We start from the raw sequence: 13723 nt of genomic DNA on the forward strand, positions 1-13723 counted from the left end.
CCCCGCATAACCGGCCCTGCCCCGCATAACCGGTGCTGGGCGGCAACGGTTCCGCGGGCAAGGGCCGCTCGTACCGCCGGCCATTCACATAGCGGCGTCCTGTGCTTCCGCTGCCGGTGTCCGCCGCCGACCCTTGGACAATGAAGTTCGATGCTCTGCAGGCCCTCGTCGACCATCGCTGGCCCGCGCAGGTGGTTGCGTCAACGCACCAATTGGCGGCCGCCGGGCTGGACGACCGCGTGCTGACTGCGGCCGTGAAGAGCGGCGCCGTGCTCCGGGTGCGGCGGGGAGCCTACGTCCGGAGCGGCTACTGGAATACGCTCGCGCCGTGGGACCGGGACCAGGTCCGCCTGATGGCGCATCTCGAATTTACCCACAGCCGGTCCCGGTACAGCCACGTGAGCGCGGCCTTGTTGCGGGGTCTTTTTGTCTGGGGCGGAGGCTCCGCGGTGCACGTGACAACCCAGTACTCCAACTCGAAGGCCAGCGCGGGGAGGGACGTCCGGACCCACAGGCAGCCGCTCGCGGAAGCTGAGAAGGCTTCACTGCGGACGCCCGACGGGCGGGAAATCCTGACCACAAGTGCCGAGCGGACCGTGCTGGACTGCGCACGTATCCTGCCCTTGGACAAAGCCGCTGTGATCGGTGACCACGCGCTGCGCAAGGGTGCGTCCATCGAGGACATGCGGCAGTTGCTGAACGACAGTCCAGTGGTCCGCGGCGGCAGGCGGGCCTGGGACCTGCTGGAGGTCCTGGATGCGCGGTCAGAATCCCCGGGGGAGACACGGACCAGACTGCTGCTGCGGTCTTTTGGCCTAAGCATGTTCGAACCGCAGGTGGGCATCACCACCCGCGAGGGCCTGTTCCGGGCTGATTTCGCGGATCAAGATGCCTTGGTGATCATCGAGTTCGACGGTGCCGCCAAGTACACGGAGTACAGGCCAACGGCCGATGTGCTGCTCGCGGAGCGGCGCCGGGAGAACGCGCTGCAGGAGCTTGGTTGGGCGGTTTTCCGCATCAACTGGAAGCAACTGGACCGGCCGGGAGAGCTGCGGCAGCGGCTGTACGCATTCCTCGCGCGCCACGCCGGAATGCAAAAGCGGCCCCGCCCCGCATAACCGGTGCAGGGCAGCAACGGTTATGCGGGCCAGGGCCGCTCGTGGGGCAGCTGAAGGTTAAAGGGTGCCGGTGGCGATGTTGAGCATGCGGCGCAGCGGCTCGGCGGCGCCCCAGAGGAGCTGGTCGCCCACGGTGAAGGCGCTGATGTATTCGGGGCCCATCTCCAGCTTGCGGATCCGCCCCACCGGGATGTTCAGTGTGCCGGACGCCGCCACGGGGGTCAGGTCAGCCATGGATGCTTCCTTGGTGTTGGGCACCACGGTGGCCCACTCGTTGTCTGCGTCCAGCAGCTTCTCGATCTCGGCGACGGAGAGATCCTCGCGAAGCTTCAGGGTCAGGGCTTGCGAGTGGGACCGCATGGCGCCGATCCGGACACAGAGGCCGTCCATGATCACATGGTTTTCCTCGGAGGTGCCCAGGATCTTGTTGGTCTCCACCCCGGCCTTCCACTCTTCCTTGGACTGCCCGTTGCCCAGGTCCGCGTCGATCCAGGGGATCAGGGAGCCGGCCAGGGGGACACCGAACTGAGTCGCGTCGATGTCGGTGCGCTGGTGGGCCAGGACCTTGCGGTCGATGTCCAGGATGGCCGACGCCGGGTCGTCCAGTTCCGTGCTGACCTCGGCGTTGAGCGTGCCGAACTGGCTGAGGAGCTCGCGCATGTGCCGGGCACCGCCGCCGGAGGCTGCCTGGTAGGTCATGGAGGTGCCCCACTCGACCAGGCCGTTCTTGAACAGGCCGCCGAGGCCCATGAGCATGCAGGAGACGGTGCAGTTGCCGCCGATGAAGTCCTTGGTGCCGTTGACCAGGCCCTTGTCGATGACATCGCGGTTAATGGGGTCCAGGACGAGGATCGAGTCGTCGTTCATGCGCAGCGTGGAGGCGGCATCGATCCAGAGGCCGTCCCAGCCGCGGCTGCGCAGTTCGCCATGGACCTGCTTGGTGTAGTCCCCGCCCTGGGCGGTGACAATAATGGGCAGCTTCGCCAGGGTGTCGAGGTCGAACGCGTTCTCGAGCTTGCCGGCGCCATCAGCGAAGGACGGCGCGGCACCTCCCGCGTTGGAGGTGGAGAAGAACACCGGGTTGATGTTGGCGAAGTCGCCCTCGTCCTGCATGCGCTGCATCAGGACGGAACCGACCATGCCGCGCCATCCGACCAGGCCGACGGAAGGGGTAGCTGCTGTAGTCATTGGTCCAGTTTAGACTTCGCATCCGGAAGGACGCAGTCGGTTACGTCACGCCGCAGTTGGGACTGACGTGCGACGCCGGCACGTACCGGTGCCGTCAGCGGCGGTTAGGCCGACGGTGCGTCTCCGGGAAACGGCCGGGTGCTGTCAGGGAAGTTTTTGCGGTTGATGGCTATGGGCGACGGGTTTGATTCGAACCAGGCGCGTGCCTGGTCGTCGGTAAGGGCAAACCGCGGTTTCGGCAGCCCGTTCAGCCGGCGCAGCTTGGCAGCTCGCATCTCCCGGCGAAGGCTGCGGATTCCCAGGAGCCAGCCTCCAGTGAAAAGGACAGTGCCCAGCAGTCCGAAAACGACCACAACGACATTCAGGGTGGCCAGGGCAATGATGAGCATCAGAGGTGCGCCAAAAGCCGGAATGGTCATGAGGGCTGTCACCACAACGAGCCCGGTTGCCGTGTGGACTGAGTAATTTCCCGACGGCTGGGAACCACCGATTCCCCATTCGTCCTTTGTGTAGGCGTAGACCGTGGGTCCCATGGCGGTTGCGTAGAAGTACGGTCGGTCCACAAGTAGCTTCTGTAAGGCAGGATCCATTGCCATTAGTGAGACGCGATCATCGGGAGAAGGCGACAGCCCAAGTTCTAGTTGGATCATTCATTGAAAGGTCCGGTTCCGGGTTCCGGTGCATGCCGTTTTTTCCGCAATTTTTTGGCCCGGTATTCGTCCCTTGCCATGCGGAAGGTATACCAGGCGCCGAAAATGCCGAATGCGGTGAGGACCAGGGCGCCCCAGAACGGCTGGCCGCCGTCAGGTAGGGGCCTGAGCAGTATTACCAGCGAGAGAAGGGCCAGGAGCGCCATGACGCCTGTCAGGATTCCCATACCCCACCAGGTTTGGACCTGCACGTGGCCACGGCCTGGAGAAAACCCAATTTCATCGGCGGGGTAGCTGTGCAGTTCGCCCGTGTCGGTAGTTCGCAGCACCCGTTTTTCACCCCGTGCAAGCGCCGCCTTATGCTCGGCGTGGACGGCATCGTTGCGCCGCTCACGGTCTCGGTCGAATGTCACAGTCAGTCCTGTCGGACGGTGCGGATGCGGTGAAGGAGGCCGGCGTCGTCCACGCCCCTGGTTTCAGCAATGTCCTGCTCCGTGGGTGTGGAGATACCAGTGGTCCATAGTCCGCCGCCGCCATTTTTTACGTAGAGGGTTTGGCCGGTGGGATCCTCCCGGCGGCGAATAGTGGCGCCGCCCTCGGGGTTTCTTTCCAGGTGTTGCTTGATGACCATGAGGTTGGCCTCGGCTGCGGTAACGTCCGGTCGCTGAGCCATTGCCCACCACGTGAAGTAGGCGCGAGGCTGGAACAGCAGATGGATGTCATCATTTTCCATGAAGACCACGCTGTCGCCCCCTTCGGCCGTCAGTAGCGAGATCTCAATGCGACGGATGGCGGAGGAGAGCAGGGCAGCGACGGCGGCAGTGGGGCCTGATACGGACAGGAGCCCGTCATTTTCGGCTTTGGCCAGGCCTCGTGCCACCAGTGACGACGCGCCCGCGCTCACCATGTCCGTATTGTTCAGATAGCCGTCCACCCTCAGTGCTTCAGCGCTGTGGACAGAGGCGTCCCCGCGCTGGAGGCTTGCAAGGGTAACCATCTCGGCAAAGCCATATCCGATCGCATCGGGGATGGTGTCGGCTTCCGTCGTTATCTCAGTCATCGTAGACACCTCTCGTTGTGGGCTCAGAATCCAAAGAAGTCGCCGACTTTTTCAGCGGCGTCTCCAGCGCCTTCCCAGACTTCCTTTGCACCGTCAGCGATGGAACCGCCGATGGCATTGACGGTTTCTTTGACTATCGGAACGTTGTCATAGATGGCCAACGCTCCGGATGCAACCATTGCTGCCGTTCCGACAGGCGGGGGAGCGAAACTCACCACTCCCAGACCAGCCTTGATTCCAGAGTAGAAGGCGGCTCCTACGTCGCCCTCCTTGGCGTTGTTGACGGTGTCCAAGACGTCAAGACCTACTCCGATTCCGCCTAGGGCCCTGCCACCAAATTTGAAGAACTCGGCCGCCTTGCCACCCTCGGCGAGACGCAAGGCGGTATCCCACCTGCCATCGAACAGTTCCGATGAAGTGTTGAAATACTGGCTCAGCATATTTGTGTTTTGGAACGCTTTTGCCACGCTCTGGAAATCCCGGGAGAACAGGAACTCGCCGAGGTTATCTGCCTTGCTGATGAAATGGGGAAGATCGAACAGTCCCGCCCGGAGGTTCGGCAACGCTTTGGTCAGGTTGTAGATATCCCAGCCGCTGCGGAAAGGGGAGTTGGGATCAGTGGGCCAGTCCGGTCCCCAGGGATCGTTGCTGCCCTGCCCCGGGATTGGACGGCGGGGGCCGTCGGTGCCGGCCGGCGAACCTTCGCCGGGTCCACCACTGGAGCCGGAGCCGGTGGTGCTGGCCTTCTCCTGCTCATTAGCATTCTGAAGCAGGACTTTCGACTCCTGCTTCAAGCGCGAGACAGTTTGCTGAAGGAGCGTCCGGTGGTTGCTGTTCCAGTCAGACCGGAACCGCTGGGCGTCCGCGCCCTTCCAGGCCGGGTTGTTGTTGATCTGGCTGCTCAGCTGCGTCGACTGCTGCTGCAGCAAATCCGCCGTCTGGTTGAACTGCTGCGCGAGGGCCCGCAGTTGCTCGACGTCGGCGCCCCACAAAGTTCCTGCCACCAGGATTCCCCCCAAATATTCATCCAGCAGCCCCCAGAGTGCTGCGTGCCCCAGCCTAGGCCAGGAGCGGGCCGGCCGCGATGGGGTGGTCTCCCCATGCGCTGCTGTAAGCGCTAGCCCTGGTCTGACTGCTCCAGCACGGCTGCCTTCCGCGCGCGGAGCGCGAAGAACGCCCCGAAGGTGAACACCTGGGTGACCACCACCAGCACGATGGCCCCGGCGATCTTGTTCCCGCCCAGGATCATGGTGAGCCCCACGATCGCGGACAGCAGTGCAAGCAGGGGCAGCAGCATGTAGCCCAGGACGAACAGGGTTTCCGGTTTCTTCAGCATGTTCCTAGCCCTCGGTCCGTGACCATTTGGTGAATCGGTAGCGTGTGCCGTTAGCGGCCGTCAGCCACCCGTCCGGCGGGACGGAGGCGGTGGCCTCCCAACTGGTGCCAAGCTCCGGGGCGAAAGTGTCGCCGTCGGCCTTCACATCGATGGTGGTGACCACCGCAACGTTGGCGAGGTCCGTGGACTGGCGGAAGACGTCCCCGCCGCCCAGGATCCAGACGGTCTCGCCGCCGTCGACAAACTGCGACTCAAGGAGCGCGTCATCCAGGGAGGGAACAACGACGGCGCCCTCCGCCTCGGGCGTGTTGGCCCAGCTTTTCTGCCGGGTGATGACGATGTTGGTGCGTCCGGGCAGCGGACGGTACTTGTCCGGGAACGACAGCCAGGTCTTCCGGCCCATGATGACCGGGTGGCCGGTGGTGAGCCGGGTGAAGTGCTTGAGGTCCTCGGGCAGGTTCCAGGGCATGTCCCCGTCCTTGCCGATGACGCCGTCGGAGGTCTGGGCCCACACCAGCCCCACGCCGGTGATGGATGCGGCCAGTTCCTCCGTGAAGGACTGGGGGTCAGTGAAGTTTTCGGTGCTCATACGGCAATCGGTGCCTTGATGGTGGGGTGGTGCTGGTAGCCCAGCACTTCAAAGTCCTCGAGCGTGTAGTCGAAGATCGAGGCCGGCTTGCGGGTGATTTTCAGCTGCGGGTACTCGTAGGGCTCGCGTTCCAGCTGCTTGAGGACCTGGTCCATGTGGTTCTCGTAGATGTGCACGTCACCGCCGGTCCACACGAATTCGCCCGGTTCCAGGCCCACCTGCTGGGCGACCATGCAGGTCAGCAGCGCGTAGGAGGCGATGTTGAAGGGGACGCCCAGGAACATGTCAGCGGAGCGCTGGTAGAGCTGGCAGGAGAGTTTGCCGTTGGCCACGTAGAACTGGAAGAACGCGTGGCAGGGCGGGAGCGCCATGTCATTGAGCTCGGAGACGTTCCACGCGGACACGATGTGCCGGCGGGAGTCCGGATTCGACTTCAAGTTCTCGATGAGTTCAGCGATCTGGTCGATATGGCCGCCGTCCGGGGTGGGCCAGCTGCGCCACTGCACGCCGTAGACCGGGCCGAGGTCGCCGTCCTCATCCGCCCATTCGTTCCAGATGGTGACGCCCTGGTCCGTCATCCACTTGATGTTGGTCTCGCCGCGCAGGAACCACAGGAGCTCCACCGCCACTGACTTGAAGTGGACCCGCTTGGTGGTGATCAGCGGGAAACTCTTGGAGAGGTCAAAGCGGATCTGGCGCCCGAAAACGCTGGTGGTTCCGGTGCCCGTGCGGTCCGATTTATGGGTGCCGGTGGCCAGGACATCGCGCAGGAGGTCTTCATAAGGCGTTGGGATGCTCACGCCTCAAGTCTACTGGCTGAAGATCTTGGGCCGGCGGAGGTCCGGAGGTACCGCGCTGGTCTGTTCCGCCGACAGGGATTACCGCGATCCCCACTGCCGCGGCTGCGAGGAGAGCCCCGACGGCGGGGGCAGCCTGCCAGACGACGTCCCACCGTTCCGGACCGAGAGGCGACGCCGGGTGCAGCTTTGGTCCGGCGCTCATCAGAAGCACCCCGGCCTGGCCGGCCAGGTACGCGGCCTGCGTCCGGACCACCCGGTGCACCGTGATGGCACGGAGTGCGGCGTCGAGTCCGGGGACCAACCCAGGGATGCTGTGACGACGGCGGGCGAGCACGAGGGGGACCCCTGACGCGACCACAACCGGGGCGCTGCTCCAGGCCGTCACCGGCCACGACTGCTGTGCGCCCAGTTCAGCCTGCCGCCCTGCAACAAGGAACAGGACAGCCAGGAGAACGGTCGCAGCGGCAGCCAGGGTGCAGGCCAGGGCGGGTGGGACCGGTTGGCGGGGCCACTGCAGGGGCTCGTCCGCGGTCCCGTAATTCCGGTGCACCAGCAGTTCGCCGAGCGACACTACGGCCAGGACGGCGGCCGAGGAAACAGCTACGAACAGCGCGGGATGGCCCGTGACGGTTCCCGGGACGAAGATTGCCGCGGGTATGGGCACGAATGCTGCCAGCCCCATCGCGGCACCGATGGACACCAACAACCGGGTGGCCGGCTGGGCCTGCGCGCCGGCGTCCCGGCGGGATGCGGGCCGTCCGGCAAGGCTGGGCGGTGCCCACAGCAGCATCAGCAGCAGCACCGCCAGGTTCAATGCGCCGGCCGGGTTGAACCAATTCGCAGGCCCAACGGCCGGAGCGGGGCGGGCTGCGTGGTTCCCGCGATGGCCGCCAGCCCGGACGCAATTGTCGCCACCGTTCGGAGCAGGCGGTTTGTGGTGATGGCCCGCAGGAGTCTGTCCGCTCGGGGCGCCAGTCCGTTGACCGGCGCCCGGCGGCTGGTCAGCACCAGCACGGCGAGGGTGCCGCCGGCCAGGACGACCAACGCCCCGCCCAGGTACATCGCCAGATCCATGCCGGCTATGCGGCCTTCCCCTCCGAACGTGGCATAACCGCCGTCACCATCCGGACGTGAGCTGTAAGGGCGGGCGTCGAAGCCCGGCAGCGTGGACGTCCACACGATCTGGGCGGCGGACAGGAGGATCACCGCCACCGTCCAGGCCAGGGGACGCGATACCAGCGCCCGGAGCCCGGGCGGCCTTCCGCCCCGCGCCACCGGCTGGGCGCGTGCCTTGGGGTAGGTTGCCTGCCCCAGCGCATATGCGGCCAGGCAGCCGAATACAGGCCAGGCGAGGGCCGGGGCGATGTCCACGGGCCCCGGTGATGCCCCGGGCAGTGGCAGGATGCCCGCATTCGCCGCGGGAAGCAAGGAGCTCGCCATCCATCCGATGACGCCGGTGCACAACGCATGCCGGGACGCTGCGGCGGACATGTCCCGGCCCCGGCGGATCAGGAAACGGAGCAGGACGTACACTCCGCCAATAAGCAGGAGCGGCCACAGGACAGTTGCCGGTGGAACATCAAAAGCAAAAGTGGTGGTGGCAGCCGGCACGTTATCCCCCCAGAACTGTGCATAGTTCCCCTAAGTCAAGGGGGATACCAGTCCTGGGTCAAGCGGCCCGAGCCGGGCTAGTCGTCAAAGGGCTTGAACTGCTCCACCGCTACAACGCGTTTCTTCCCGCCGTTGGCCACATGGCACACCACGAGCTCGCCGGGCGAGAGGTATGGCTCGTGGGCCGGCAGCAGCTTAGCGAGGTGTGATGGCATGTGGGCGGCCAGTTGCTTCAGCACCGTGGGCAGGGCGGGCCGGTGGGTGCAGACCACCACGGGCCGTTGCTTGTCCACCAGGGACTCGATGACGGCAGCCGTCTTCTTCGGGCTGCGCTGGTGTTTATGCTCGGTCAGCCCTTCTGCCAGCTTCACCTTGGCCCCAGTCGCGCGAGCGTAGGGGGCAACGGTGGCGACGCAGCGCAGCCAGGGGCTGCTGACCACCCGCATCGGCTTCCAGGCCTGCAGGAGCCGGCCCACGGCCTGGGCCTGCCGGGATCCGGTGGCCGCCAGCGGGCGTTCGCCCTCGGCCTTGCTCCAGGACGAGCGCGGCTTGGCCTTGGCATGGCGGAGCACCAGCAAGGGCCAGGTGTCCAGCTCCCCGCGTTCGTGCGCGTCGCGCAGGTATTCAAGCGGGCCGACGTCGGACGGGTTGGACAGCAGGCGGGCGGCCTTTTCGGGGGCGCACCACATCACGCTGTCCACCTCCTTGCCGTCCGGAACCAGGCTGTCACCGTTGACCCTGACCGCCCAGTAGTGGACGACCTTGAGGCCCGACGCCACGTGGTAGTGGATGGGCGGCAGCGGTATGCCCAGGGGCGCCTTGAGGCCGATCTCCTCCCACACCTCACGGACGGCGCATTCGGGGATTGTCTCGCCGGCGTCGATTTTTCCCTTGGGCCATGACCAGTCGTCATAGCGGGGCCGGTGGATCAGCAGGACCTCCAGGCCGTCCCTGCCGGCGCGCCAGGGAATGGCGCCCGCAGCAGTTACAGCTATGGGTTCCCCCGGGTGGTCAGTCTGGTCAGCTACGAGTGCATCGCTCGACAACGCGGCGGCCCTTATCGCCGGCTCAGGCTGCGTTGCCGCGGCCGGGATGCCAGCAGCCAGGACTGGACGTCTTCAAGCGGCTTCCCGTCCTCGGAGAGGTGGTGCCGGATCCAGCGGCCCTCGTTGTCGAGGTGCCAGCTGGAGGTTTCCGGGTCCATGTAGCGCCGCAGGAGGTCAAGGACGTAGGTGATGTCATCCGCGCTGGCCAACTGGACCAGGGCCTCCACCCGGCGGTCAAGGTTGCGGTGCATCATGTCAGCGGACCCGATGTACACCACGGGGTCCCCGCCGTTGGCGAAGGCGAATACCCGTGAGTGCTCCAGGAACCGGCCCAGGATGGAGCGGACGGTGATGTGCTCGCTGAGGCCAGGAACGCCGGGCCGCAGCGAACAGATGCCCCGGACCACCACGTCCACCTTCACGCCCGCCTGGGACGCGCGGTACAACGAGTCGATGATGGCTTCGTCCACCATCGAGTTCACCTTGATCTGCACGTGCCCGGGAATTCCGGCGCGGGCATTGCGGATCTCCGTTTCGATCCGGTCGATGAGACCGGACCGCACGGAACGGGGTGCCACCAGGAGGCGCTTGAACGTCGATTTGGGCGCGTAGCCGGAAAGCTGGTTGAACAGCTTGGAAAGATCCTGGCCTACCTGTTCGTCGGCGGTCAGCAGGCCCAGGTCCTCATAGTACCGGGCGGTGCGCGGGTGGTAGTTGCCGGTGCCGATGTGGCAGTAGCGGCGCAGCCCGTCCACTTCCTGCCGGACCACCAGGGACAGCTTGCAGTGCGTTTTCAGGCCCACGATGCCGTACACCACATGGACGCCGGCCTGCTCCAGTTTGCGGGCCCACGAGATGTTGGCCTGCTCATCAAACCTGGCCTTGATTTCCACCAGTGCCAGCACCTGCTTGCCGGCCTCCGCGGCGTCGATCAGGGCATCCACAATGGGGGAGTCCCCGGAGGTCCGGTACAGGGTCTGCTTGATGGCCTGGACTTTCGGGTCTGCCGCGGCCTGCTCCAGGAACGCCTGCACGGAGGTGGAGAACGAATCGTAGGGATGGTGCAGCAGGATGTCCCGGCGCCGCATGGCAGCAAACACATTGGCGGCCTTGGACGTTTCGGACTCGTTCAGGTACCGGGAGGTGTGCGGGACGCGCTTGGGGTAGTGCAGGTCCGCCCGGTCGATGCCGGCTATGACGGACAGGCCGCGCATGTCCAGCGGCGCCGGTACCGAGTACACCTCGGACTCTTCAACCCCCAGCTCACGGATCAGCAGCGCCCGGATGTTGGGGTTGATGTCGTTGGTGACTTCCAGCCTGACCGGCGGGCCGAATCGGCGGCGGAGGAGTTCCTTCTCCAGTGCCTGCAGGAGGTTCTCGGCGTCGTCTTCCTCAACCTCCACGTCTTCATTGCGCGTGACGCGGAAGGTGTGGTGCTCCAGGACCTCCATGCCGGGGAAGAGCTTGTCCAGGTGGACGGCGATGACTTCTTCAAGCGCGATGAACCGCGCCACCCGGCCCGGCACGGCACCGGCGCGGGGGCCGTCGATGGAGATCAGTCGCGGGAGCTGGTCCGGGACTTTGACGCGGGCGAAGAGCTCCTTGTCGCTGACCGGGTTCCGGACCACCACGGCAAGGTTCAGTGACAGGCCCGAGATGTAGGGGAAGGGGTGCGCCGGATCCACGGCCAGCGGCGTGAGGATGGGGAAGACCTTTTCCGCGAACATGACGCTGAGCTGCTGCTGGGCGGCGTCGTCCAGTTCACCCCATTGCATGACGTGGATGTGCTCGTAGGCAAGGGCTGGCCGGATCTGCTCGGCGAAGACCTGTGCGTGCCGCTGCTGGAGCCGGTGGGCTTCCTCGCTGATCCGCTCCAGCACCTCAACCGGGCTCAGGCCGGCAGGGGAGGGGACGGCGAGTCCGGTCGCAATGCGGCGCTTGAGGCCTGCCACGCGGACCATGAAGAACTCGTCCAGGTTGGAGGCGAAGATGGACAGGAAGCTGACCCGTTCCAGCAGGTGGAGGGTGGGGTCTTCCGCCAGTTCCAGCACCCGGGAATTGAAGGCAAGCCAGCTCAGTTCGCGGTCCAGGAACCGGTCAGGGCGGATGTCGCCTTCCGGCTGCAGGTTCGGTGCGAACTCAGGGATGTCGATCCGGTCCTGGGTGGCCCGTGATGCCGGTACTTCGGAGGAGCCGAAGCGGGCCCGGACAGGCACCGCAACATCCTGGGACGTGGCTGTTCCGGACGGTTCCGGGTTCATGGCTTCTCCTTTAGCTGGCGCTCCAGTGCCGGCGCTTCCGCCCCGCGCGGCTCCATTTCAACCTTACAAGCATTCACCGGCCCCACGGCCTTTGTTTTACGCGGCGCCGGGGATTGGTTCGCGGCCTGCCTACCCGCCGGCGGGGCCGTACATGACGTCCATGTCCCAGCGGGTGAAGCCGAGCCGGCGGTACAGGGCAACGGCCGGGGCATTGTCCACATCCACGTAAAGCATCACGCCGTTCAATCCCGCGTCGCGAAGGTGTTTGATGCCGGCAATGGTCAAAGCCTTGCCCAGGCCCATGCCCTGCGCCTCCGGCGTCACGCCCACGACGTAAACCTCGCCGATCGCAGGGTGCTCACCGTGGCGGGGGTGGACCTTGGTCCAGTGGTACCCGAGCAGGCGGCCGTCCCGGCCCTCCGCCAGGAGGAAGCCGGCCGGGTCGAACCAGTCCTCCGCCATGCGCGCGTCGAGGTCGGCCCTGGTGAGGCCGCCCTGCTCGGGGTGGTGGGCGAACGCCGCCCGGTTGGCGGCCAGCCACGCCTCCTCATCCTTGCCGGGCACGAAGGCACGGATAGCCACGCCGTCCGGAAGGGCGGCGTCGGGCAGGTCCGCTCCCGCCGTCGTCATCCGCATCTTCCACAACTCGCGCACCGGCGCGTACCCGTAGCGGGCGGCAAGGTCTGCCGCGGCCTCGTGGTTGCCGTGGGACCACGCCTTCAGCCCGTCAAAGCCACGGACCTCCTTCAGCGCGCCCACCAGCCGGTCCGCCACACCCTGGTTCCGGTACGAGGGATGGACGGCTATTTCCAGGATGCCGGTTCCGTCCTGCTCTTCAACAACGACGGCGAAGCCCGCCAGATCCTGGCCGGTCACCGGGTCGGAGTCCTCGTCCGGCGCGTAGAGGGCCAGTGTAAGCAGTGTGTGCTCCGCCGAATCCCCGGCGCGCATGGTCACCAGGGTTTGCTCGGAAATGGAAGGATTGCCGTCCGATTCCTCAGCCGCGGCCAAAAGGTCGCGGCAGTCTTTCAGCAGTTGCTGGTCAACTCCGCCCCGGACGACATGGACGGGCCACTTCTGCGGATGCGCTGGAGTCATGAGCCAAGGCTATACGCCGGCGGCGGTCCAGGCTCAGGCCTCGGTGAGTTCATCTTCCTGCTGCCGGACCAGGGTCAGGCGGTAGCCCACGTTCCTGACGGTGCTGATCAGGTTCTCGTGGTCCGCGCCGAGCTTGGCCCGCAGCCGCCGGACGTGGACATCCACGGTGCGCGTGCCGCCGTAGTAGTCGTAACCCCACACCTCGGTAAGCAGCTGCTGCCGGGTGAAGACGCGGCCGGGGTGCTGCGCCAGGTACTTCAGGAGTTCGAACTCCTTGAAGGTCAGGTTCAGGGGCGCCCCGTTGACGCGGGCCGTGTAGCTTGCCTCATCGATGACGACGCCGGCGGCACGGATTTCGCTCGGGGTGTCTTCCTGCTCGGGCACGGCCCGGGCGACGGACAGCCGGATGCGGGCCTCCACCTCAGCGGGGCCGGCGGAATCGAGGACGATGTCGTCAACGGCCCAGGCGGAGGACACCGCTGCCATGCCGCCCTCAGTGAGGATCAGCACGAGCGGGGCGCTGAGGCCAGTGGCTTTCAGGAGCTGGGTGAGGGAGCGGGCGCCCACCAGGTCCTTGCGGGCGTCCAGCAGGACAATGTCGCAGGGGTCTGTTTCGAGGAGGGCCGTCGGCTCGGCGGGGAGGATATGGACCCTGTGGTTCAGCAGCTCGAGGGCAGGCAGGATGTCCACCGAAGAACCGGTGCTGTTGGTCAGTAACAGGATGTGCGACATTGTTCCTCCAAGGGCTGTCCGCGCATCGTTGGGCGACTGAACCGGATTCCCACCGGCCGGTACTGGCTCCTGCGGAAGGTTTTGGACCGTCAGCACGCCGCCGGCCAGCCACCTCAGCAGGGAGCGTAGCTGAGCTTTGAGTATACCCGGCAGCCCCTCCCTGACCACAGATTCGGGACGTGGACAGGCACGTTTTGCGACATATCCAGTTCACATAAGGCAGGATTGGACCAG

Annotated in this window: 15 protein-coding genes; 1 reads left to right on the forward strand and 14 read right to left on the reverse strand. The window is 65.7% G+C overall.

Annotated features, from left to right (window positions below; translation table 11 throughout):
- Nucleotides 1-140 precede the first annotated feature (140 nt).
- On the forward strand, nucleotides 141-1118 hold the full coding sequence (locus AC1DIP_RS01720) for a hypothetical protein (protein ID WP_477732625.1): 978 nt from the start codon (nucleotides 141-143) through the stop codon (nucleotides 1116-1118).
- 57 nt (nucleotides 1119-1175) lie between these two features.
- Here the strand turns inward: AC1DIP_RS01720 and asd are convergent, their stop codons facing one another.
- The 14 genes from asd to AC1DIP_RS01790 form a co-directional block, all read right to left on the reverse strand.
- A complete protein-coding gene (gene asd / locus AC1DIP_RS01725; RefSeq protein ID WP_477732626.1) occupies nucleotides 1176-2306 on the reverse strand; it encodes an aspartate-semialdehyde dehydrogenase in 1131 nt (376 codons plus the stop codon).
- 104 nt (nucleotides 2307-2410) lie between these two features.
- Nucleotides 2411-2869, reverse strand: a complete 459-nt coding sequence (locus tag AC1DIP_RS01730) for a hypothetical protein (RefSeq protein ID WP_477732627.1) — start codon at nucleotides 2867-2869, stop codon at nucleotides 2411-2413.
- 83 nt (nucleotides 2870-2952) lie between these two features.
- Nucleotides 2953-3369, reverse strand: a complete 417-nt coding sequence (locus AC1DIP_RS01735) for a hypothetical protein (protein WP_476206469.1) — start codon at nucleotides 3367-3369, stop codon at nucleotides 2953-2955.
- 2 nt (nucleotides 3370-3371) lie between these two features.
- Nucleotides 3372-4016, reverse strand: coding sequence for a hypothetical protein (locus AC1DIP_RS01740; RefSeq protein WP_477732628.1), 645 nt, complete (start codon nucleotides 4014-4016; stop codon nucleotides 3372-3374).
- A 23-nt stretch (nucleotides 4017-4039) separates the two neighbouring features.
- On the reverse strand, nucleotides 4040-5020 hold the full coding sequence (locus AC1DIP_RS01745) for a hypothetical protein (protein ID WP_477732629.1): 981 nt from the start codon (nucleotides 5018-5020) through the stop codon (nucleotides 4040-4042).
- A gap of 113 nt (nucleotides 5021-5133) precedes the next feature.
- On the reverse strand, nucleotides 5134-5352 hold the full coding sequence (locus AC1DIP_RS01750) for an NF038396 family protein (protein WP_141159734.1): 219 nt from the start codon (nucleotides 5350-5352) through the stop codon (nucleotides 5134-5136).
- A gap of 4 nt (nucleotides 5353-5356) precedes the next feature.
- Nucleotides 5357-5941: a dihydrofolate reductase gene (locus AC1DIP_RS01755; RefSeq protein WP_366366999.1), complete on the reverse strand. Its 585-nt coding sequence runs from the start codon at nucleotides 5939-5941 to the stop codon at nucleotides 5357-5359.
- A complete protein-coding gene (locus AC1DIP_RS01760; protein ID WP_477732630.1) occupies nucleotides 5938-6741 on the reverse strand; it encodes a thymidylate synthase in 804 nt (267 codons plus the stop codon). The genes AC1DIP_RS01755 and AC1DIP_RS01760 overlap by 4 nt, the downstream gene beginning before the upstream one ends.
- A complete protein-coding gene (locus AC1DIP_RS01765; protein WP_477732631.1) occupies nucleotides 6719-7543 on the reverse strand; it encodes a hypothetical protein in 825 nt (274 codons plus the stop codon). Before AC1DIP_RS01765 ends, AC1DIP_RS01760 begins: the two co-directional genes overlap by 23 nt.
- 8 nt (nucleotides 7544-7551) lie before the next feature.
- The gene (locus AC1DIP_RS01770) at nucleotides 7552-8352 is read right to left on the reverse strand and encodes a hypothetical protein (protein WP_477732632.1); all 801 of its coding nucleotides are present in this window, start codon (nucleotides 8350-8352) and stop codon (nucleotides 7552-7554) included.
- 77 nt (nucleotides 8353-8429) lie between these two features.
- The gene (locus AC1DIP_RS01775) at nucleotides 8430-9398 is read right to left on the reverse strand and encodes an NUDIX hydrolase (protein ID WP_477732633.1); all 969 of its coding nucleotides are present in this window, start codon (nucleotides 9396-9398) and stop codon (nucleotides 8430-8432) included.
- Nucleotides 9399-9409: 11 nt separating this feature from the next.
- Nucleotides 9410-11659: an RNA degradosome polyphosphate kinase gene (locus tag AC1DIP_RS01780; RefSeq protein ID WP_477732634.1), complete on the reverse strand. Its 2250-nt coding sequence runs from the start codon at nucleotides 11657-11659 to the stop codon at nucleotides 9410-9412.
- A gap of 129 nt (nucleotides 11660-11788) precedes the next feature.
- Nucleotides 11789-12757, reverse strand: coding sequence for a mycothiol synthase (gene mshD / locus AC1DIP_RS01785; protein ID WP_477732635.1), 969 nt, complete (start codon nucleotides 12755-12757; stop codon nucleotides 11789-11791).
- Nucleotides 12758-12790: 33 nt separating this feature from the next.
- On the reverse strand, nucleotides 12791-13489 hold the full coding sequence (locus AC1DIP_RS01790) for a winged helix-turn-helix transcriptional regulator (protein ID WP_159631339.1): 699 nt from the start codon (nucleotides 13487-13489) through the stop codon (nucleotides 12791-12793).
- Between the last annotated feature and the right edge of the window lie 234 nt (nucleotides 13490-13723).

The sequence above is a fragment of the Pseudarthrobacter sp. 05T312 genome (assembly GCF_056396685.1).